23 protein-coding genes are annotated in these 21,703 nt (G+C 45.7%); 20 read left to right on the top strand and 3 right to left on the bottom strand.

Features of this window, described 5'->3' with window-relative positions; genetic code table 11:
- The first annotated feature begins 86 nt into the window (after positions 1-86).
- The 3 genes from eno to ACHBGV_RS00785 all read left to right on the top strand — a co-directional run bounded on the left by eno (position 87) and on the right by ACHBGV_RS00785 (position 2,228).
- On the top strand, positions 87-1,394 hold the full coding sequence (eno, locus tag ACHBGV_RS00795) for a surface-displayed alpha-enolase (protein WP_099871461.1): 1,308 nt from the start codon (positions 87-89) through the stop codon (positions 1,392-1,394).
- A 192-nt stretch (positions 1,395-1,586) separates the two neighbouring features.
- On the top strand, positions 1,587-1,772 hold the full coding sequence (locus tag ACHBGV_RS00790; protein WP_260464362.1) for a hypothetical protein: 186 nt from the start codon (positions 1,587-1,589) through the stop codon (positions 1,770-1,772).
- 48 nt (positions 1,773-1,820) lie between these two features.
- Positions 1,821-2,228, top strand: a complete 408-nt coding sequence (locus tag ACHBGV_RS00785) for an HAD family hydrolase (protein ID WP_394735433.1) — start codon at positions 1,821-1,823, stop codon at positions 2,226-2,228.
- Between the two features lie 32 nt (positions 2,229-2,260).
- Here ACHBGV_RS00785 and ACHBGV_RS00780 read toward each other — a convergent pair whose 3' ends face one another.
- Together ACHBGV_RS00780 and ACHBGV_RS00775 are read right to left on the bottom strand one after the other, a co-directional pair.
- A complete protein-coding gene (locus ACHBGV_RS00780) occupies positions 2,261-2,446 on the bottom strand; it encodes a hypothetical protein (protein WP_105110949.1) in 186 nt (61 codons plus the stop codon).
- A 60-nt stretch (positions 2,447-2,506) separates the two neighbouring features.
- Positions 2,507-3,514: a lactonase family protein gene (locus ACHBGV_RS00775; RefSeq protein WP_105110948.1), complete on the bottom strand. Its 1,008-nt coding sequence runs from the start codon at positions 3,512-3,514 to the stop codon at positions 2,507-2,509.
- 134 nt (positions 3,515-3,648) lie between these two features.
- Between ACHBGV_RS00775 and ACHBGV_RS00770 the strand changes: the two genes are divergently transcribed.
- The 10 genes from ACHBGV_RS00770 (at position 3,649) to ACHBGV_RS00725 (ending at position 13,253) form a co-directional block, all read left to right on the top strand.
- On the top strand, positions 3,649-4,824 hold the full coding sequence (locus tag ACHBGV_RS00770) for an AI-2E family transporter (protein ID WP_394735432.1): 1,176 nt from the start codon (positions 3,649-3,651) through the stop codon (positions 4,822-4,824).
- Positions 4,814-6,043, top strand: coding sequence for a tetratricopeptide repeat protein (locus ACHBGV_RS00765; RefSeq protein ID WP_394735431.1), 1,230 nt, complete (start codon positions 4,814-4,816; stop codon positions 6,041-6,043). The genes ACHBGV_RS00770 and ACHBGV_RS00765 overlap by 11 nt, the downstream gene beginning before the upstream one ends.
- A gap of 3 nt (positions 6,044-6,046) precedes the next feature.
- On the top strand, positions 6,047-6,763 hold the full coding sequence (gene budA, locus ACHBGV_RS00760) for an acetolactate decarboxylase (protein ID WP_105110945.1): 717 nt from the start codon (positions 6,047-6,049) through the stop codon (positions 6,761-6,763).
- Between the two features lie 190 nt (positions 6,764-6,953).
- The gene (locus ACHBGV_RS00755; protein ID WP_105110944.1) at positions 6,954-7,835 is read left to right on the top strand and encodes an extracellular solute-binding protein; all 882 of its coding nucleotides are present in this window, start codon (positions 6,954-6,956) and stop codon (positions 7,833-7,835) included.
- 9 nt (positions 7,836-7,844) lie between these two features.
- Positions 7,845-8,693: a phosphate ABC transporter permease subunit PstC gene (pstC, locus tag ACHBGV_RS00750; protein ID WP_105161098.1), complete on the top strand. Its 849-nt coding sequence runs from the start codon at positions 7,845-7,847 to the stop codon at positions 8,691-8,693.
- A gap of 1 nt (position 8,694) precedes the next feature.
- Entirely contained in the window at positions 8,695-9,546 is an 852-nt protein-coding gene (pstA, locus tag ACHBGV_RS00745; RefSeq protein WP_170242578.1) for a phosphate ABC transporter permease PstA, read from the top strand.
- A complete protein-coding gene (pstB, locus tag ACHBGV_RS00740; protein ID WP_125265798.1) occupies positions 9,539-10,288 on the top strand; it encodes a phosphate ABC transporter ATP-binding protein PstB in 750 nt (249 codons plus the stop codon). Before pstA ends, pstB begins: the two co-directional genes overlap by 8 nt.
- On the top strand, positions 10,288-10,929 hold the full coding sequence (gene phoU, locus ACHBGV_RS00735; protein ID WP_172021635.1) for a phosphate signaling complex protein PhoU: 642 nt from the start codon (positions 10,288-10,290) through the stop codon (positions 10,927-10,929). Before pstB ends, phoU begins: the two co-directional genes overlap by 1 nt.
- Before the next feature lie 4 nt (positions 10,930-10,933).
- Positions 10,934-11,608, top strand: coding sequence for a winged helix-turn-helix domain-containing protein (locus tag ACHBGV_RS00730; protein WP_172095015.1), 675 nt, complete (start codon positions 10,934-10,936; stop codon positions 11,606-11,608).
- Positions 11,601-13,253 (top strand): ATP-binding protein, encoded by a 1,653-nt coding sequence (locus tag ACHBGV_RS00725; protein ID WP_394735430.1) that lies wholly within the window; start codon positions 11,601-11,603, stop codon positions 13,251-13,253. Before ACHBGV_RS00730 ends, ACHBGV_RS00725 begins: the two co-directional genes overlap by 8 nt.
- A gap of 181 nt (positions 13,254-13,434) precedes the next feature.
- On the opposite strand, the gene ACHBGV_RS00720 is transcribed toward ACHBGV_RS00725, so the two are convergent.
- A complete protein-coding gene (locus tag ACHBGV_RS00720) occupies positions 13,435-15,093 on the bottom strand; it encodes an NFACT family protein (RefSeq protein ID WP_394735429.1) in 1,659 nt (552 codons plus the stop codon).
- A gap of 605 nt (positions 15,094-15,698) precedes the next feature.
- Between ACHBGV_RS00720 and trpX the strand changes: the two genes are divergently transcribed.
- From trpX to ACHBGV_RS00685, 7 genes are all read left to right on the top strand, one after another.
- Positions 15,699-16,706, top strand: a complete 1,008-nt coding sequence (gene trpX, locus ACHBGV_RS00715; protein ID WP_394735428.1) for a tryptophan ABC transporter substrate-binding protein — start codon at positions 15,699-15,701, stop codon at positions 16,704-16,706.
- Positions 16,707-16,726: 20 nt separating this feature from the next.
- The gene (locus ACHBGV_RS00710; protein WP_105122555.1) at positions 16,727-17,593 is read left to right on the top strand and encodes an ABC transporter permease; all 867 of its coding nucleotides are present in this window, start codon (positions 16,727-16,729) and stop codon (positions 17,591-17,593) included.
- A complete protein-coding gene (locus tag ACHBGV_RS00705) occupies positions 17,590-18,348 on the top strand; it encodes an ATP-binding cassette domain-containing protein (protein WP_172074322.1) in 759 nt (252 codons plus the stop codon). The genes ACHBGV_RS00710 and ACHBGV_RS00705 overlap by 4 nt, the downstream gene beginning before the upstream one ends.
- A gap of 99 nt (positions 18,349-18,447) precedes the next feature.
- Complete coding sequence (locus ACHBGV_RS00700) at positions 18,448-18,888, top strand: hypothetical protein (RefSeq protein WP_394735427.1); 441 nt, start codon at positions 18,448-18,450, stop codon at positions 18,886-18,888.
- 57 nt (positions 18,889-18,945) lie between these two features.
- A complete protein-coding gene (locus tag ACHBGV_RS00695; protein WP_172096590.1) occupies positions 18,946-19,413 on the top strand; it encodes an ATPase in 468 nt (155 codons plus the stop codon).
- A gap of 338 nt (positions 19,414-19,751) precedes the next feature.
- A complete protein-coding gene (locus ACHBGV_RS00690; RefSeq protein WP_394735426.1) occupies positions 19,752-21,098 on the top strand; it encodes a DUF2130 domain-containing protein in 1,347 nt (448 codons plus the stop codon).
- Positions 21,099-21,290: 192 nt separating this feature from the next.
- Positions 21,291-21,703: helix-turn-helix domain-containing protein (locus tag ACHBGV_RS00685; RefSeq protein WP_248025482.1), on the top strand; the 413-nt coding region annotated here is incomplete at its 3' end.

Genomic DNA, 21,703 nt, shown 5'->3' with positions numbered 1-21,703 from the left:
AAATAACCTATTTTTTCTTGAAAAATCCCTGCTTTTAAGGTATGATAGCTTTGTAACAATTTTAAACTCATAAGGAGAGTAATATAATGTCAATTATTACTGATGTTTACGCTCGCGAAGTCCTTGACTCACGCGGTAACCCTACACTTGAAGTTGAAGTTTATACTGAATCAGGTGCTTTCGGACGTGGTATGGTTCCTTCAGGAGCTTCTACTGGTGAGCACGAAGCAGTTGAGCTTCGCGATGGTGACAAGTCTCGTTACCTTGGTCTTGGTACTCAAAAAGCTGTTGACAACGTAAATAACGTAATCGCTGACGCTATCATCGGTTATGACGTTCGTGATCAACAAGCTATCGACCGCGCTATGATCGCACTTGACGGCACTCCAAACAAAGGTAAATTGGGTGCAAACGCAATCCTCGGTGTTTCTATCGCTGTTGCGCGTGCTGCTGCTGACTACCTTGAAGTGCCACTTTACACTTACCTTGGCGGATTCAACACTAAAGTATTGCCAACCCCAATGATGAACATCATCAACGGTGGTTCTCACTCAGACGCTCCAATCGCTTTCCAAGAATTCATGATCTTGCCAGTTGGCGCTCCTTCATTCAAAGAAGGTCTTCGTTGGGGTGCTGAAGTATTCCACGCTTTGAAGAAAATCTTGAAAGCTCGTGGTTTGGTAACAGCTGTTGGTGACGAAGGTGGTTTCGCTCCTAAGTTCGAAGGAACTGAAGACGGTGTTGAAACAATCATCGAAGCGATCGAAGCTGCTGGTTACGAAGCTGGCGAAAACGGCATCATGATCGGTTTCGACTGTGCGTCATCTGAATTCTACGACAAAGAGCGTAAAGTTTACGACTACACTAAATTCGAAGGTGAAGGCGCTGCTGTTCGTACATCTGCAGAGCAAATCGACTACCTTGAAGAATTGGTTAACAAATACCCAATCATCACTATCGAAGATGGTATGGATGAAAACGACTGGGATGGCTGGAAAGCTCTTACTGAGCGTCTTGGCAAACGCGTTCAATTGGTTGGTGACGACTTCTTCGTAACAAACACTGACTACCTTGCACGTGGTATCAAAGAAGGTGCGGCTAACTCAATCCTTATCAAAGTTAACCAAATCGGTACTCTTACTGAAACATTCGAAGCTATTGAAATGGCTAAAGAAGCTGGCTACACTGCCGTTGTATCACACCGTTCAGGTGAAACTGAAGATTCAACAATCGCTGACATCGCAGTTGCAACTAACGCTGGCCAAATCAAGACAGGTTCATTGTCACGTACAGACCGTATCGCTAAATACAACCAATTGCTTCGTATCGAAGATCAATTGGGTGAAGTTGCAGTCTACAAAGGCTTGAACTCATTCTATAATTTGAAAAAATAAAACAGTCTGGGAGACTGTTTTATCCCCGAGCTAGTATAGCGAGGGTCATAATAAGAACAAGTCTGGAAATTTCCAGACTTGTTTTTCGTAGTACAGTGTACTAATTTATCCCCAAACTAGGATAGCTAGGGTTATAGTTGAAACAAGTTCGGAATTATCTGGACTTGTTTTTTATAGAAATGAGTGAACAGAGTGATAAAATGGATATTTTTTGATTTGGGTTCTACATTGCTGAATGAAGAGTTAGCCTATCGTGAGTACATGGAAGAGTGTGTGAAAATGTTAGGCTCTCTTGGAATGGACATTTCCGTCTCTGTTTATTCTGGTAAGATGGAGGAGTTTGTTTGGGAAGACTTGGACCCTATTCGAGCAACTTGAAACCATTTTTCACCGACCTAGCCACGTCCTTTATGGACAAATGAGGGGGTGAGCCTGTATCCTGAAACAATAGATGCTCTAGAGAAGTTATCACAAAACTATCGATTGGGGATTATTGCCAATCAGTCTAGTAGTATTAGAGAACTGCTTAAAGAGTGGGGAATTGAGTCTTATTTTCAACTCATCATCCTCTCTGAAGAGGTTGGGCTATCTAAACCAGATACAACTATTTTCACACTTGCCTTGCAAAAAGTAAACATCCCTGCAGATAGAGTTGTCTATGTTGGTGATAGGTATGATAATGATATTCTACCTGCTAAATCTTTGGGAATGTGGACTGTACGAATACTGACAGGATTTGGGAAGCATGCCAGTGAAAATGAAAAATTGAAGAGTGATTGGGTAATTCCTTCATTGCAGGAGATAACAAATATGTTTGAACAAACAAAAAACTAGACTGAACATTCTCAGCCTAGTTTTTACATGTATTAGAACAAGCCTTTAACTTTATCTAAAAGACCGTTAACGCCTTCAGAACCTGACAACAAGCCTTTTGCTTGCTCCAAGTATTCGCCGAAGTTGTCTTTGTTTTCTTCTATGAATTGTTTTGCACCGTCAAAGTCTTTGTTGGCAATCAAGTCTTTTACTTCGTTAAACAAATCTACTGGATTCATAATCTCACCTCCTATTTGTCTATTAAACCAAAAATAGAGCGATTTCACAATTATTTTGAATTATGGATGAAAGGTCACGCAGACAGCTTCTGGAACCAGGAAATCATAGGATAGTTCTGTTAATCGACCTGTCTCTTCATCACGGGCAAAGACAGTCGCATTGTCAGAGTCTTGGTGGACTGCAACCAGGAATTTTTCATCTGGGCTGAGGGCAAAATCACGTGGCGTCTTGCCATTGGTTGGGACAATTTCCACTAGCTCAAGGCTGGCATCACCCAAGGTCTTGTAGACAGCAATGGAGTCGTGACCGCGGTTAGAACCGTAGACAAATTTCCCATCCTTACTGATGCGAACAGCAGCTGTACCGTTGAAACCAGTGTGGTCAGCTGGCAGGGTCGAGATGGTCTGCATGTGTTCAAATTGACCAAGACCGTCGTAAATCAAAACTTCAATGGTCGAATTGAGTTCGCAGATTAGATAGGCAATTTTTGCGTGGTGGTGGAAGACAATGTGCCGTGGTCCTGCCCCAGGAGCAGAAGAATAGCTACCTACTTGTTCCAATTTACCTTGGTCAGATACCTTGTAGCTGATGACCTGGTCCGTTCCCAAATCGCAGGTTACCAATAACTTATCTGGTGTCAAATCCGCAAAGTGAACATGAGGAGATGCTTGGTTTTCATGAGGACCAGACCCTTCATGTTGCGCCTGGTCTGCCAATTCCAGAGAACCGTCTTCTAAACGTTTGTAGACCAAGACCTGTCCCTTATGGTAATTGGCACCATAGACCAAATTGCGCTCTTCGTCAACTGCAACATAACAATGGGGAGCCCCTTCTTCAACGACATGGTTGAGTGGTTGGAAATCAGCTGTAAAGGCAGCAATCCCTCCCTGACCGTTTTCTGCGCCAACGGAGTAAAGTCGTCCCTCTGCATCGAAAGCAATGTAAGTTGGGTTTGGCTCTTCAGCGACCAATTCTAATTGAGCCAGTGAGCCAGTTTCAGGATTGAAGTTAGCCTTATAAATCCCTTTTGAGTCTCTTTTGGTGTAGGTTCCGAAATAAATGTTCATTTGTTTCTCCTTATCTAGTGATTGTTTAAATTATACCACAATTCTGCATGAAAAAATTTCTTGGACATGATTTCCAGCATAAATTTTCGGCATTTACATGGTACAATAGTAGAAAAAGGAAAGGTAGAAATGAGATGGACGAGAAAGATCAAAAGTTTAGTGTGACCTGGTTTTTTAGATGGTTTATTAACAATCAGGCGGTGACTTTTTTCCTAGTGACCCTGCTGATTAGTCTGACCATTCTTGTATTTTCTAAGATTAGTTTTTTGTTAAAACCGATAGGTAGTTTTGTGGAGATTATTCTCTTGCCTATGCTGTTGACAGGCTTGCTTTATTATCTCCTAAATCCCATTGTGGATTGGTTGGAGAAGAGGAAGGTTTCCAGAACGATTGGTATTTCCATTGTTTTTGTTCTGATTGGACTGCTTTTAGTTTGGGGCTTGGCAGTAGCAATTCCAAATATCCAGGAACAGGTAGTTTCATTTGTGCAAAATCTGCCTGCAAACATTCAAAAGCTAGAGCTACAGTTAACCTCCTTGTTGCAGGATAAGCGGTTTGAACAATTCCGACCGACGGCCCTTCAGGCGATCAATCAGGTCAATGATCAGATTATTTCCTTTGCTCAGCGATTTTCATCCAGCGCGGTCAACTGGGCTAGTCATTTGATTTCAACGGCATCGCAGATTATTGTGGCGGTCTTGATTATGCCCTTTATCCTCTTCTATCTCTTGCGAGATGGTAAGGGGCTCAATGCTTATATCACCCAATACTTGCCGACCAAGTGGCGGGCGCCCATTGGAACCGTTTTGTCGGATGTCAATAGCCAGCTGTCCAACTATGTGCGCGGTCAGGTGACGGTGGCCATGATTGTGGCTCTTATGTTTTCCATCATGTTCTCCATCATTGGTCTCAGCTATCCTGTGACCCTGGGGATTTTGGCTGGTTTTCTCAATCTGATCCCTTATCTGGGTTCCTTCTTGGCTATGATTCCGGCTGTCATTTTGGGCTTGATTGCAGGTCCCTTCATGCTGGTCAAGGTCTTGATTGTCTTTATGATTGAGCAAACCGTTGAGGGTCGATTTGTGACGCCTTTGATCATCGGTTCTTCCTTGAACATCCACCCTATTACCATTCTCTTTGTCCTTTTGACTTCAGGGCAGATGTTTGGGGTGCTGGGCGTTCTTTTGGGAATTCCTATCTATGCCTCTATCAAGGTCTTGGTCAAGGCAGCCTTTGAATGGTACAAGGTTTATAGCGAATTATACGAAGAAGATACAATAGAGAGTTTAGAAGCGAATAATGAACAATAGTGAAAAGATGCTGGCTTGTTTGGACCAGCAGGATTTGGATAAAGCCAATAAATATTTCAAGCGGGCCTTGGTCCAGGACGATGAAGAGACGCTCTTGGCCCTGGCTGCCTACCTGGAGTCCATTGGATTTCTCCCCCAGGCGGCGGAGATTTATGGGAAATTGCAGAGTCAATACCCAGAAGTGGCTATCAATTTGGCTCAGATTGCCTTTGAAGATGGCTTGGTTGAAGAGGCTTTTGGTTATCTGGAGGCCATTCCTGATCGCCACCCTGCCTACTTAGAGGCACTCTTGGTCAAGGCAGATTTGTACCAGGCAGAGGGCCTATCAGATGTAGCCCGTGAAAAATTGCTGGAGGCTAGTCACCTGTCGGATGAGCCCATTATCACTTTTGGACTAGCTGAGTTGGACATGGAATTGGAAAATTTCAAGGAAGCTGTTTCCCTCTACGCCCAGCTGGACAATCGGGAAATATACGAATTGACTGGGGTGTCGACCTATCAGCGGATTGGTCTAGCCTATGCTAGTCTGGGCAAGTTCGAGGCGGCTGTCGAATTTTTGGAAAAGGCTGTGGAGCTGGAATATGATGACCAGACGGTTTTTGAGTTGGCAGCTCTGCTATTTGAACAAGAAGAATACCAGAAGGCTAATCTCTACTTTAAGCAGCTAGATACCATCAATCCTGACTTTGAGGGCTATGAGTACGCCTATGGGCAGTCTCTCCATGCGGAACACCAGTTGGAGGAGGCTCTGGCCATGACCCAGCAAGGCCTGGCCAAAAATGACTTTGATGCCAATCTGCTCCTGCAGGCTTCCCAGTATGCCTATGAATTGCATGATGAGGCGGCGGCAGAGGACTTCCTGCTGCGGGCCCGGGAGGTCATTGATGATGAGAATGAAGTGGCCTTGCGCTTGACCAATCTTTATTTGGAGCAGGAGCGCTATGAGGAAGTATTGCCATTCTTGACCGATGACTTGGACAATGTCCTGGCCCGTTGGAATATTGCCAAGGCCTATATGGCTTTGGAAGAAGTGGAGCAGGCTTTGGCTATCTTTGATGACTTGGTTGCAGATTTGGCAGACAATCCAGAATTTTTGGCGGATTATGTGGAGGCTTTACGGCTTATGGGGCGGGCTGAGGATGCGCGTGTCCAGGCTGGTCGGTATTTGAGCCTGGTGCCAGATGATTTGGCCATGCAAGAATTTTTGAATGAAGAGTAGGATATGCAAGTAAATCGATTATTTCAATACAATACCTTAGGGGCTCTCATGGCTGGTCTTTACGGTGGTTCCTTGACGGTCGGTGAGCTCTTGGAACACGGTGATTTGGGGCTGGGGACCTTGGACTCTATCGACGGAGAATTGATTGTTCTAGATGGCAAGGCCTATCAGGCCAAGGGAGCAGGGGATAAGCCAGAAGTGGTGGAGGTTCCTGCTGATATGAAGGTACCCTATGCAGCGGTTATTTTCCACGAAGCTGAGGTCATTTTCAAGCAGCGCTTTGAGATGACCAGTGAGGAGCTGCAGGCAAGAATTGAGTCCTATTACGACGGGGAGAATCTTTTCCGTTCGATTAAGATTAAGGGGACCTTTTCTCGCATGCACGTCCGCATGATTCCCAAGTCAGCCTCCAGCGTTCGGTTTGCGGAGGTGGCCAGCCACCAGCCTGAATACACGGCTGAGGATATTTCGGGCACCATTGTAGGTATCTGGACACCGGAAATTTTCCACGGCGTCAGCGTAGCGGGTTACCACCTGCACTTTATCTCAGATGATTTGACCTTTGGCGGCCACGTTATGGACTATGTTATCGCCCAGGGCAATGTGGAAGTGGGGGCAGTCGATCAGCTGGACCAACGCTTCCCAATCCAAGACCGCCAGTACCTCTTTGCGAAATTTAATGCCAAGGAAGTGCGAGAGGATATAGAGAAGGCGGAGTGACGTTTCTAAATGAGAATACGAAGGAAAGAATTCGACTTACAGGTGGAATTCTTTTTTCGTGCGATAGGTACAGTGGTGTGAGAGGAGCTAGTGATGGTTCTCCTAATTTTACACAAACTTTACAAAAGCCCTCTAATAGATTTGATATTGACGGTGTAAGATAGAGTCATAACAAAAAGGAGAATTGATTATGTCTTTAACGAATCGTCTTACAAAATTTGCTGTTCTTGGTTTGGCCAGTGTCGGCCTTCTGACTGCCTGTGGTCAGGCTGCTAAGGACACAGCAGACCAGCCTATTACAGTGGTTTCCCGTGAGGAAGGGTCAGGAACCCGTGGTGCCTTTATTGAGTTGGTGGGAATTGAGTCTAAGGATGCCAATGGCGAAAAGGTGGACAATACAACTAACCAAGCTATTGTAACCAACTCTACAGCGGTTATGTTACAGACAGTAACCGGAGATACCGCGGCTATCGGCTATGCCTCACTTGGTGCACTTGACGGCAACAGCAAACCATTGGAAATCGATGGTGTCGCTCCAAGTATTGATACTATCAAATCTGGTGAATACAAGATTGCCCGTCCATTTAATATCGTTACAAAGGATTCTATTAGCGAAGCTGCTCAAGACTTCATCAGCTTTATTATGAGTTCTGATGGTCAAGCAGTAGTTGAAAAATCCGGCTATATCCCAGTCGATGCCAAAGCAGCGTACCAGGCTAAGACAAAATCAGGTAAGGTCGTGGTAGCAGGTTCAAGCTCTGTTAACCCAGTTATGGAAAAATTAAAAGAAGCTTATCAAGCAGTCAATCCAGATGTAACTGTGGAAATTCAGCAAAGTGATTCCTCAACAGGTGTGACAAGCGCCATTGAGGGCTCTGCTGATATTGGTATGGCATCGCGTGAATTGAAGGATTCAGAAAGTTCAGCTGGTGTATCAGCTACACCAATTGCCATCGATGGTATTGCAGTAATTGTCAATAAGGAAAATCCATTGTCAGGTTTGACAGTACAAGAAGTGCAGGATATTTACACTGGTAAAGAAGCCGAGTGGTCAACCTACATTTCTAAATAAGGGGAGTCTATGCGTCAGTTCCGAGAAACCGGCATGCAAGCAGTCTTTTTTCTGGCTGCCTGCATTTCCGTTTTATCCGTAGTATTTATTTGTATCTTTCTATTTTCAGCTGGTTTGCCAGCCATCCAAGAAATCGGTTGGGGAAATTTCCTGTTTGGCTTAGATTGGCGACCGTCTAATCAACTTTTCGGTGTCTTGCCGATGATTGTGGGCTCCGTCTACGTGACCTTTGGTGCCCTGGTGCTCGGTGTACCAATTGGTATTCTGACAGCTGTCTTTCTGGCCTTCTTCTGTCCAGAAAAATGGTATCCAATTTTCAAGCGTGCGGTCAGCCTCATGGCGGGAATTCCCTCAGTTGTTTATGGTTTCTTTGGTTTAGTGGTCTTGGTGCCTTTTATCCGTAGCAATGTCGGTGGTCACGGGATGGGGGTTTTGACAGCATCCATTTTGTTGGGAATCATGATTTTGCCGACTATTATCAGTGTCTCTGAGGCAGCCCTACGTGCGGTTCCAGAAACCTATTATCAGGGTGGCTTGGCCCTGGGAGCCTCCCATGAACGGTCTATCTTCTTTATTATCCTGCCAGCAGCAAGGCGGGGGATTATGGCCAGTGTTATTCTGGGTCTTGGTCGTGCAATGGGAGAAACCATGGCAGTTATCATGGTGGCTGGTAACCAGGCCCTGATACCAAGTTCCTTGACTTCGGGAGTACGGACACTGACGACCAACATCGTTATGGAAATGGGTTATTCAACGGATCTCCACCGCGAGGCCCTGATTGGAACTGCAGTTGTGCTCTTTGTCTTTATATTACTCATTAACTTGCTCTTCTATAGCATGAATAAGAAGGAGGCCTAGGATGTCATTAGTAAAACACCAAGCTTCGACTGACCGGACCTCTCTTATCTTGAGGTGGTTGGTATTTCTAGCGGCTGGTCTGGCAGGCCTTGCAACCAGCTTTATCGTTCTCTATATTTTGATCAAGGGCTTGCCCTATCTCAATCTGGAGCTCTTTTCATGGACCTACAATTCAACCAACGTGTCCATGCTACCAGCCCTTCTCAACACTGTTTTGATGGCTCTTCTGGCCCTCTTGATTGCCTTGCCAATCGGGATTGGTGCCTCTATCTACCTAACAGAGTATGCCCAGCCGGACAATCCCCTAGTAACCATTGTTCGCTTGGCAACGGAGACACTATCAGGGATTCCGTCTATCATCTATGGTTTGTTTGGCGCCCTCTTCTTTGTCAAATTCCTTGGCTTGGGCCTGTCAATCATTGCAGGGGCTATGACCCTTAGTATCATGATTCTGCCCTTGATTATGCGGACAACCGAGGAGGCTCTCTTGTCCGTTGAAGATGGCTATCGGGAAGGAAGTTTTGCCCTTGGTGCTGGTAAATTGCGGACCATATTTCAGGTGGTTTTGCCCTCTGCCTTACCGGGAATTTTTTCAGGTGTCGTATTGGCCCTGGGCCGGGTTATCGGTGAGTCAGCAGCCTTGATCTTCACAGCAGGGACAGTAGCAGAAGTAGCGACCAATCTCACCAGCTCAGGTAGGACCCTGGCTGTCCACATGTATTTGATTTCGGGTGAAGGTATTTATGTCAATCAGACCTACGCAACAGCTGTCATTCTCTTGATTCTGGTCATTGTCATGAACCTCTTGTCTGAATGGATTGCAGTAAAATTAGGAAGAAATAGAAATGAGTAAACTAAGTATCCAAGGTCTGGATCTCTTCTACGGGGATTTTCAGGCTTTGAAGAATATCAATTTAGAAATTCCAGGCAATCAGATTACAGCCTTTATCGGGCCTTCTGGTTGCGGGAAATCAACCCTCTTAAAAAGTCTGAACCGTATGAATGATTTGGTCAAGAACTGCCGTTTAACGGGCAAAGTTCTGCTGGACCAAGAAGATATTTATGCGGAGATGAAGACGACAGTCCTCCGTAAGAAGGTCGGAATGGTTTTTCAAAAACCAAACCCTTTTCCAATGAGCATTTATGATAATGTGGCCTACGGACCTCGTACCCACGGCATTCATAATAAGCTGGAACTGGATAAGATTGTCGAGCGTTCTCTTCGTCAGGCAGCTATCTGGGATGAGGTCAAGGACCGCCTCAATAAGTCTGCCCTGGGCTTGTCGGGCGGTCAGCAGCAGCGTCTCTGTATTGCCCGTGCCCTGGCTATCGAGCCGGAAGTTCTCTTGATGGACGAGCCGACGTCAGCCCTCGACCCGATTTCAACCGCCAAGATAGAAGAATTGGTCCTGGAATTGAAGAAGGACTATACTATTGTCATGGTCACCCACAATATGCAACAGGCCTTGCGGGTATCTGACCAGACTGCCTTTTTCCTCTTGGGTGAGGTCGTTGAATTTGACAAGACAAGCAGTCTCTTTAGTATGCCAAAAGATCCACGTACGGAAGACTATATCACAGGGAGGTTTGGTTAATGCGTTCACGTTTTGAAAGCCAATTAGAAGAATTGCAAAAGGACATGGTCTACATGGGTGGTCTCTGTGAGGAGATTATCGCAGGCTCTGCCGACGGTCTCAATGGGCCAGAGCAGTTGAACTACGAAAAAATCCAGCAGACCTACCAGCAGATTGAGGAGCTAGAGCGGGATATCGAAGCCCGTTGCCTCAAATTGCTCCTGCGCCAGCAACCAGTTGCTCGGGACCTGCGCACCATTTCATCCGCCCTTAAAATGGTCTACGACATGAAGCGAATCGGCGCCCAATCCTCTGAAGTGGCGGACCTGATTCGCAACAATCCCATTGAACTGGTGGAAGAGATTCCTTTGGTTAAGAAAATGGCAGAGCAGGTCAGTCAGATGGTGGTGGGTGCCCTGGATGCCTTTATCAAAGAAAGTCACGATTTGGCCAGCCAAGTCGTTGCAAAAGACGATACAGTTGACCAATATTTTGGTACAATAAAAGAAAAACTGGCCACATATATCGGGAGCCACTCTGCAAATGGTGACCAGGCCATTGACCTCTTGATGATTGCCAAGTACCTGGAGCGCATCGGTGATCACGCCGTCAATATTGCCAAGTGGGTACAATTTTCTATTACGGGTCAATTAGAAGGGTAAGAAAATGATCTACTGTGTAGAAGATGATGATGCCATTCGTGAATTGATGATCTATAGCCTCAAGACTGCTGGTTTTGAGGCTAAGGGTTTTCCAGAGGCTGCAAGTTTTTGGGAAGGATTGGAGGAAGCAAGTCCTGATTTAGTGGTCTTGGATGTTATGATGCCAGGCCAGGACGGAATTTCAGTCCTCCAGGACCTGCGTAGGCAGACTAGGTGGATGGCTATACCCGTCATTATGGCAACGGCCAAGGGGACTGAGATTGACAAGGTTCAGAGTTTGGACATGGGGGCTGATGATTACCTGGTCAAGCCCTTTGGTATGATGGAAATGATTTCCCGTATCAAGGCTGTTTTGCGCAGGACTCAAAAGCAGGAGGAGCAAGAGCTTGCCTTTGCCACGATTCGTATCAATCTAGCCAGTCACAAGGTCTATGTCCAAGACAGCAAGGTTGAATTGACCTTGAAAGAATTTGAATTACTGCACCTCTTCATGCGGTTGCCTCAAAAAGTCTTTACCCGTCAGGAACTCTTGGACAAGGTCTGGGGACAAGATTTTATGGGCGAGACGCGGACGGTCGATGTCCATGTGGGAACCCTGCGCCAGAAATTGGGCCAAGCCGGTCACCTGGTCAAAACAGTACGTGGAGTAGGCTATCTCTTGGAGCAAGACCATGACTAAACGGATTTTTCAAGCAGTGTTTATGACAGCTATGGGGGTCTTTTTGCTGACTATCCTTACTGTCCAGGTCTACCTTTATAATTATTTTAACGGTCAATTGGTCGATCATTTAGTTCAAGAAACCCAGTTGGTGGCAGAGGCGGTTGAAAATGAAGGCATAGACTATCTGCAGCACATTGTTCCTGGTGAATACCGTTTTACCTGGATAGCTCCTGACGGCAGTGTCATCTATGACTCCGAAAATGATGCCTCACAAATGGACAATCACAGCCAGCGCGAAGAAGTCATTCAGGCTAAAAAAAATGGAATCGGCCAGAGGGTCAGGTATTCTAGTACCCTGTCTGAAACCCTCATTTACTCGGCACGGCTCTTGCAAGACGGCAGTATCGTCCGTCTTGCAGTTTCCCACAGTACGGTCTTTGATTTGATGCAGCAGATGTTTCCCTGGTTTGCCGTCTTGGGGTTTGTGTCGCTTCTGACTTCCTACGTCCTTGCCAAATACACGGCTCAAAAATTACTCCGGCCCTTGGAAACCATTGACTTAGAGCGACCCTTGAAAAATGATGTTTATAAGGAATTGCATCCCCTGCTCAAGCGACTGGATTTTCACCAGTCTCAATTGGCTGAAAAAGAGAGTCTCCTGCGGCAGAAACAGGATGAATTTGACACTATCATTTCCAAGATGAAGGAGGGGTTAGTCATCGTTGATAACCAGGGCCGGTTAGTCATCTACAATGAGGCGGCTCGTAATCTTTTAGAATTGGAAGAGTCAGCCCTCTCCAGACCCATTGCTCTTTTTCAGCGCCAATCGGCCTTGAAGGACTTGCTGACGGAGTTACTGGATGGTCAGAAAACAGATACAATTGTCGAATTGCAGGACCACCAATACAAGGTCATCGGACGTCCGATTTGGTCGGAGCAGCAGCAATCAGGGGCCGTTCTTCTCTTTTTCGATGTGACCGAGCAGTATTATCTGGAAAAATTGCGGAGGGAGTTTACAGCGACGGTTTCCCACGAATTGCGGACACCGCTCCACATTCTATCTGGCTATTCTGAAATCCTGCAGTCGCGCATTGCCTCGCCAGATGATGTTGTCGTCTTTGCCGAGAAGATTCACCAGGAATCCCAGCGCATGATTCAACTGGTAGAGGATATTCTCCAATTGGCCCAGTTGGATGAAGGTAGACATATCCGAAAAGAGGATGTGCAATTGACTGACCTGGTCCAGCAGGTTTTGGCTGGTCTGGAAGACAAGGCGGTGCAGAAAAATATCGCTTTGAGCTTTACGGGTCCCCAGATTTCCTATCATGGAAATCCTGTCCTGCTCCAGTCTATTATTTTTAATCTGTGTGACAATGCCATTAAATACAATACCGAGCATGGACAGGTCCATGTTAGTCTCAGTCAGACAGATGAGGCCATTAGCCTGGTCGTAGAAGATACTGGTCTGGGCATCTCACCGATAGATCAGGAACGCATGTTTGAGCGCTTTTATCGGGCCGACAAGAGCCGTTCCAAACAAGTGGGCGGTACTGGTCTCGGTCTCTCCATTGTCAAACACGCCCTTCAAGTCCACGGCGCTACCATCCACGTCCAAAGCCAGTTAGGTCAGGGAACTGTGATGAAGGTGAAGTTTCCGAAATAAAATAAAACCTGTATTCACAGCTCAGCATCTTTAGCTAAGGCTAGTTTTCTGCCACTCAGCGTTCGTTTTTCTCGAAATACAGTCAGTATTGCATCAAAAAACAGACTTGATTTGTAAAAAACTATCTCTTTTCTAAATATACTTTGCTTGTGAACACAGGTTTTAAAAAGCATGAAAATCATCAGATTTTCATGCTTTTTATTTTCTCTTCTGTCGGTGTCACGCGCAGGGTTTTCTGACCACGGTAGGTCACAAAACCTGGCTTACCACCTGTTGGCTTATGGAGCTTCTTAGCTTCAATCATATCAACTTGAACCAAGTTAGAATGTCTAGCCCTGGAGAAGTAGGCAGCCAGCTCTGCCGCGTCTGTCTTGACTTCGTCGCTGGGGTACAAGTTATCGGTGATGACCACATGACTGCCTGGAATGTCTTTAGCGTGGAACCAGAGTTCGCCTTTTTTGGCCATTTTGAAGGTCAGCTCATCATTTTGCAAGTTATTTTTCCCAACCAAAATAATTGTCTTCCCGTCCGTCGCCAAGTAACGTTCAGGCTTCTGGCGTTTATGGATTTTCTCACGGTGGCGACGTTTGAGGTAGCCTGTTTCAATCAATTCCTCACGGATTTCATCGATTTCTGCCAGACTAGCCTGTCCCAGCATGGTATCAACAGACTCCAGATAGATAATGGTCGCCTTGGTTTCCTCGATCAAGCTGGTCAGATGCTTGACCGCCTCCTTGAGTTTCTGGTATTTCTTGAAGTACCGCTGGGCGTTCTGGCTAGGAGTAAGAGCCACATCCAACTCAATCTCCAACTCCTCGCCCGTATAGTAGTTGTCTAAGGTCACACTAGCCTGGTCGTTGGGTACCTGATGCAGATAGGTGGTCAAGAGCTCACCCTTTTGCCGCACCAACTCCGCCGTCTCCGTATCCGCCAATTCCTGCTCCTGCTTGACCAGTTTCTTGCGATTCTTCTCCAACTCACTGGCCACCCGCTTGATCAGCTCATTGGCCTGCTGGGCCACCCGATCCCGCTCCGCCTTGTCCTGATAGTAGAAGTCCAGCAGACTGCTCAGGCTCTCAAATTGTGGCTGGTTTTCAGGGCTATTGGCAAATGGCAGAGCAGCATAGGACTTGTCCGTTAAGCTAGGCTGTGTAGCCTGGTCAAAAAAGGCACGAAAGTTCTTGAGGCGGTCTGTCTGTAAGTGACTGGCCAGTTCAGAAGCCGTATCCCGACCCAAACCTTGAAAGACCTGTTGGAGATTTTTCGGACTCAGTTCCTGAGTCGATAAGATTTCAAACAATTTCTCGTCAGACACCGTGTATGGATTGAGAGAATGCGTCTCGGGTGGAAGAATGTAGGTGGAACCTGGCAAAATAGTTCGGTAGGAATTTTGCGAGAAACCAACGTGCTTGATAGCCTCGATAATTCGCTGCTCAGACTTATCCACCAAGATGATATTGCTGTGCTTGCCCATGATTTCCACGACCAAGGTAACTTGGATATGGTCGCCAATCTCGTCCTTGTTGGACACCGAAAATTCTAAAATGCGGTCATTGTCCAACTGACGAATCTCCTCGATAATGGCCCCCTGCAAGTATTTCCGTAGAATCATGGTAAAGGTATTGGGTACTTTGGGATTGGTAAAGTCCGACTGGGTCAGCTGAACCCGTCCGAAAACCGAATGGGCGGACAGGAGCAGCTTATGGCTCTGACGGTTGCTGCGGATATTGAGGACAATCTCCTGCTCAAATGGCTGGTTGATTTTCTGAATCCGCCCCCCTTCTAAATTGGCCTTTAACTCAGCCGTCATGTGATGTAAAAAAAATCCGTCAAAAGACATGGTAGACCTCTTTCTCTTCCTGGAATCTAGCTTTTTCTAGTATAGCATATTTTGGGGGCTGACAACATGTTAAGGAATTTTCAGAAAATTTGTTCAAAATCCTTGACAAATCCTCCAAGACCATCTATAATCTTATGTAATCAGAAGAAGTAGTAGGACAGAAGTCTTTAGGGAGCCTGTGGTTGGTGGAAACGGGCGGCGGAGTCTTATGAAATGGGCTGATGAGATTGTTTGGCATAAATACTTTGTGTAGACTGTTTTGGCTGAGTACGAGGCAGGTCGACGCAGCTTATACTGGCGGTATAGCAAGGAGAGCTAACAAAGTACTCAGTCAAAACAGTCATGCAAATGAACTTAAAACAATGATAGTTCGGTTGGCACACCTTACAGTGCAACTCCTTGTTTGAGGAGATGAGATATGGGAGGATTCTAGACATTCCCATAAGTGAGGTGGCACCGTGTCATTGACGCCCTCGCATACGATTTTAGTATGCGTGGGCTTTTTCTATACAAAGGAGATTACATTATGATGAAACGATGGCGTAGCATACAGATCTTGAATTGACGAAATAGATACAATTGTTTTAATAAGAAAGAGGTTTATGATGAAAAATAAAAAATTGATGGGTGTGTTGATTGCATTTTTTGCGATTATTGTAGCTGTAGTGATTTCAAATCAGAATAAACAAGAGACCACAACAGAGACTGGGACGGAATCTCAAACCGTTAAAATCGGAGTTCTCCAATATGTGACCCACGCTTCCTTGGACGAAATTTACAAAGGGATCGAAGCTGGTCTCAAAGAAGGCGGCTACGATAAGGATGCCAACATACAAATCGACTTTATGAATGCAGAAGGTGACCAGTCACAGGTTCAGACCATGAGTAAGAAATTGGTAGACAACGGCAACCAACTCTTGATTGGTATCGCGACACCAGCCGCCCAAGGCCTAGCCAACGCAACCAGCGACCTACCGATTATCATGGGAGCTGTAACCGATCCGGTCGGTGCCAACTTGGTTGCTGATTTGAAAAATCCTGGTGGCAATATCACTGGCGTTTCTGACCAAACACCAGTAGCAGATACTATTGACTTGATTAAACAAATCACTCCGGAGGCAAAAACAATCGGTGCTCTCTTCTCATCAAACGAGGACAACTCAAAGGCCCAAGTTGCTGAATTTAAGGCGGCAGCTGAGGCAGCAGGCTATGAAGTTATCGAGTATGCAGTTCCTTCTTCAAACGAAATTGCTTCAACAGTAGAAGTTGCCTCAACCAAGGTAGACGCCTTCTTCACACCAGTTGACAATACCATTGCATCGGCTTTCTCAACAGTCGTTTCTGCAGCCAACAAGTCTAAAAAACCAATCTATACTTCTGTAGAGGATATGGTCGAAGGTGGCGGTATCGCATCTGTAACCCTCAGCCAATTTGACCTAGGTGTTGCTACTGGTAAAATGGCTGCCAAGGTTCTTGACGGTGCCAAAACAGCTGACACACCAGTTGAAGTCTTTAACCAAGGTACCGTTGTCGTCAACCAAAAAGTAGCTGATGAACTTGGCCTTACCCTTCCAGCGGAGATTGTTGAAAAAGCAAGCCGCGTGATTAAATAAACGAAATTTTAGAGAGAATTATGATCCTTTCCACCATTTCCCAGGCCCTGCTTTGGGCCATTCTTGGTCTTGGTATCTTCATGACCTTCCGTATTTTGAACTTTCCAGATATGACGACAGAGGGTTCCTTTCCCTTGGGCGGAGCCGTGGTTGTGACCTTACTTACTCAGGGTGTCCACCCGATTCTGGCGACCTTAGCTGCTGTTTTGGCAGGCTGTTTGGCAGGGCTTGTGACCGGTCTCCTGTATACCAAGGGGAAAATTCCAACCCTCTTGTCGGGGATTCTGGTTATGTCTTCCTGCCATTCCATTATGCTCTTCATCATGGGGCGGGCCAATCTGGGCTTGCTCAATATCAAGAGTTTGCAGGACCTCCTGCCTTTTGATAGGGAGACAAATGGATTGATACTAGGCCTGATGGCAGTTGTGGCTGTCATCTCTGCTCTGCTATTCTTCCTAAATACCCGCCTGGGTCAGGCATTTATCGCTACGGGTGACAATCCCGACATGGCACGCAGTTTTGGCATTCATACCAGCCGTATGGAGCTTATGGGTCTGATCCTCTCCAATGGGGTCATTGCCCTTGCTGGTGCCCTCATCGCCCAGCAGGAGGGTTACGCGGACGTTTCGCGCGGTATCGGTGTCATCGTGGTTGGCATGGCCAGTCTCATCATCGGTGAGGTTTTGTTTGATAATGTGACAATGGCAGAGCGTTTTATCACCATTGTGGTGGGAGCGATTTTCTACCAATTCTTGATTTTGGGTGTGATTTCCCTGGGAATCAATACCAGCTACCTCCGCATTTTCTCGGCCCTCATCTTGGCAGTCTGCCTCATGGTCCCTGAAATCAAAAATAACATCCTGAAAGGAGCCAGATTGACCAAATGAATGCAATCGTTGAACTAAAAAATGCGCGTGTGGTGGTCAACAATGGCCTGGACCAGGAGCGCGTGATTCTAAAGGATGTCAATCTGACTATCTACCAAGGGGATTTTATCACTATTCTCGGTGGCAATGGTGCTGGTAAGTCCACCCTCTTCAATGTCATAGCAGGTACCCTGCCCTTGACCAGTGGAACAGTGTCTATCTTGGGCGAGGATGTGACCAAGTGGCCAGCGGAAAAGCGGGCCAAGTACCTGTCCCGGGTCTTTCAGGATCCCAAGATGGGAACGGCACCTCGGATGACTGTGGCGGAAAATCTTTTGATTGCTAAGTACCGTGGCCAAGGTCGTGGGTTGGTTCCTCGGCAACTTCCCCAGTATTTGGAAGAGTTTGAGGTGACCCTAGAAAAAATTGGCAATGGTCTGGAAAAGCATATCGCCACTCCAGTTGGTTTATTATCGGGTGGCCAGCGTCAGGCTCTCAGCCTCTTAATGGCCTCTATCGTTAAGCCAGAGCTGTTGCTCTTGGATGAACACACGGCGGCCCTTGATCCAAAGACCAGCCAGTCCCTCATGAATTTGACGGATAGCCTGATTGCCGACCAGGAGCTGACTGCCCTTATGGTCACTCACCAGATGGAGGATGCCCTTAACTTTGGCAATCGCTTGATTGTCATGAAGGATGGTCAAATTATCCAAGACCTCAATCGCCAGCAAAAAGCGGAAATGCAATTGGAAGATTACTATAAATTCTTTGAGTAATAAGCCTGGAGCGATTCAGGCTTTTCTTATCAATCAATACCAATAATTAGTGATTTGTGTTATACTATAACTAACGAAGCTGTATAGGAGGAGTAGTTTATGCCTCAAAATCGAAAGGAACGCTTGTTTTTTGGCATGTTAATGTCAGCGATGATGGGATTTGTAATGACTGTTTATAATTTATGGTGGGCAGGTCGCTTGCAACTACCTATTTTGTTGCCATCTTATTTCTTGGGAGTGGTTGTCTCTTTTATAGCATCGCAATTTGTCAATCCTTTAGCCCTCAGATGGATCAATTTCATCGGACCAAAATTACCTTCTGAAAAGCATATTTCCTTTGCTATGATTAGTTTTCGGTCTGTTGCAATGGGGTTAATTATGGGAGTATTTGGCATGTATATGAGTCACCTTCCCTTTCATTTACCGATTTATGGTTTCCGCTTTTTGAGAAATATTATTCTATCACTTCCCTTAAGTTATTTTATTGTCAATCCTCTTGCGAGACGTATCCTAGTCTCAGTGAGGGGAAGGAACAGTTAGACACTGGCTTTGCTGGTGTTTTTTCATTTTTTAGAGATTTTTTGCTATACTAGACATATGAAAATTTCAATTACTACAACCTCTACACACTATCAATTAAATGTGGCATACTCCGTTTCTGCATCTTTGACAGAAACATGGGATTTACTGGCTACAGACGCTGGTTTTGCCAAATGGTTTCCAGAACTCCATATTGAAGGACAAAAGTTGGTCTTTGAAATGGAGGATTTCCGTGAGGAGATGGACTTGTTGGCCTATCGCGAACCGCATGAGATTGTCTATACTTGGGATACTGCTCGGGTTGGTTTTATTCTGACAGAGCAAGAAGGTGGGAGTCACATTGCCTTTGAGGAAATCATTCCTAAGGATTTTGGCAATGAATTTGCGACGGCTGAAAAAGATATGACCGGTTGGCTGGTCCAGCATGAATGTATTCAACTTCTCTTGCAAGGACAGGACTTACCGGACCATCTGCCTTTGCAGGAAAAATGGGCTGCATTTTTGGAAGAAGAACTGAAACGATAGAAGACTAGGAGATTGAGTAAGATGAAATGGTGGGCCCGATTGAGAGAAGAGTATTATGAAACAAGGTACAATTCTGGAGAGGATTGGTTGGAGTGGTTCATAAAAAGAAAAATGACCTGGGGCTGGCGGTGGTTTCTAGTCGTGGCTATTTGTGTCCTCTATCGACTGTTTTGGCTAGAACCACGAAATATTTTTCGCTTCTTCTATTTTATTTTTTTCCTTGGACTTGTATATGGTTGTTATAATTTGATAAGGTTAATACGCAGGAAGTGAAAAAACGAGTAAGCGACATTATTGTTTGCACACATGATAAAAGAATATAAATGAAAGGAATTACCATGCAACAAATTACTTGCCCGCATTGTGGAACGGCTTTTCAAGTTAATGAAACAGAATACAGCCAGCTTTTGGCTCAGGTTCGTGGTGTGGAGTTTGATAAGGAAGTTCATGATCGTTTGGCGCGTGAGACAGAGTTGCTGACTCAGAAGGCTGAAAATGACTTGCAGGCTAAATTGGCTGACAAGGATAAGGCTATTTTAGAATTGACAGCTAAGGTTGAGCAGGTGTCTAGTCAGACGGAACATGAGGTCAGCTCTGCTGTTGCTCAAAAGGATAAGGAGTTGATGGCACTTCAGGCTCAGCTGGACAAACTGACTAGTCAGTCGGAACTTGAAATCAGCTCTGCTATTTCCCAAAAAGACCAAGAAATCCAAGAACTCAAGGCTCAGTTGGGGCAAATCGAGCTAGCCAAGGATTTGGAGTTGCAGCAGGCAGTGGCTCAGGTTGAGAAGGAGCGGGATGCGGCCCAGAATGCCTTGGTTTTGCAGGAGCAAAAGCAGGAATTGGCGCTGGCGACCACTCGGCAGGAGTATGAGGTTCAGCTCAAGGCGGCTAGCGAGCAGGTAGAGTTCTATAAGAACTTCAAGGCCCAGCAATCGACCAAGGCTATCGGTGAAAGTTTGGAATTGTATGCTGAGTCGGAGTTCAATAAGGTTCGACAGTTAGCCTTTCCCAATGCTTATTTTGAAAAAGATAATCAAGTGTCGGCGCGTGGGTCCAAGGGCGACTACATCTACCGCGAGACGGATGAAAATGGTGTCGAAATCATCTCCATTATGTTTGAGATGAAGAACGAGGCGGACGATACGGTCAAGAAGCACAAGAATGAGGACTTTTTCAAGGAACTGGATAAGGACCGTCGGGAGAAGGACTGTGAGTATGCGGTTTTGGTGACCATGTTGGAGGCGGACAATGATTACTACAACACGGGTATCGTGGATGTCAGCCACAAGTACGAGAAGATGTACGTGGTCCGTCCCCAGTTCTTTATTCAGTTGATAGGGCTTTTGCGAAATGCTGCGCTCAACAGTTTGAAGTACAAGCAGGAGTTGGCTTTAGTCAGAGAACAGCATATCGATATTACCCATTTTGAAGAAGATTTGGCGACCTTCAAAACAGCCTTTGCCAAGAACTACCAGTCAGCCAGTACCAATTTCCAAAAGGCTATTGACGAGATTGATAAGGCTATCAAGCGGATGGAGGCAGTCAAAGCTGCTCTGACAACTTCAGAAAATCAGCTCCGTTTGGCCAATAACAAACTGGATGACGTCACGGTCAAAAAGCTAACCCGTAACAATCCAACCATGAAAGCCAAGTTTGAGGCCTTGAGAGGGGCTCAGGAATGAAACAATTCGCCACCCGAGCCTGTATGGCTCAAAAGAGCTGGGGATAGCTCTTTTGGGGTTGGATAGAGCGAACTTTGATTGCTTCAAAACGTTTTTGATAAATTACCCGCGTTGTAAAATGAAGTGCAACAAAAAAGACATGTTCGTCTGATATACTAGAATTCCCCAACTCAGTATAGAAAGCAGATGAACATGTCCAACACTCATTCTACCAGAAACTCATCCTATTCTCATCTCTCAGCCACAGAACGTGGTGAAATTGCAGCTTATCTTAAAATGGGAAAGAAACCAATTGAAATCGCTCGGCTTCTGGGTCGTCACCGGTCTACAATCTGTCGAGAAATCAAACGTGGTTCAGTAGATCAGGTACAGGATAAAAATGGGAAACGAACTTATTTCAGCGCCTATTTCGCTGATAGTGGACAACGTGTATATGAGACCAATCGCCGAAAGTGTTCTTATCTCAAGTTGAATGATTGCTCCGCTAGGTTCATTGAACAATTAGGAGATGCCTTGAAGGCTAACGTTCGTCTCCATAGCGTAGATAGTTTTGTTCAGACTTATAAAGCAAGCCATTCTGAAGAAGTCGTACCCTCTACCAAAAC

The organism is Streptococcus sp. A34 (genome assembly GCF_043674115.1).
GTDB classification, from domain to species: domain Bacteria; phylum Bacillota; class Bacilli; order Lactobacillales; family Streptococcaceae; genus Streptococcus; species Streptococcus suis_V.
This window is presented reverse-complemented; position numbering and strand designations above follow the sequence as displayed.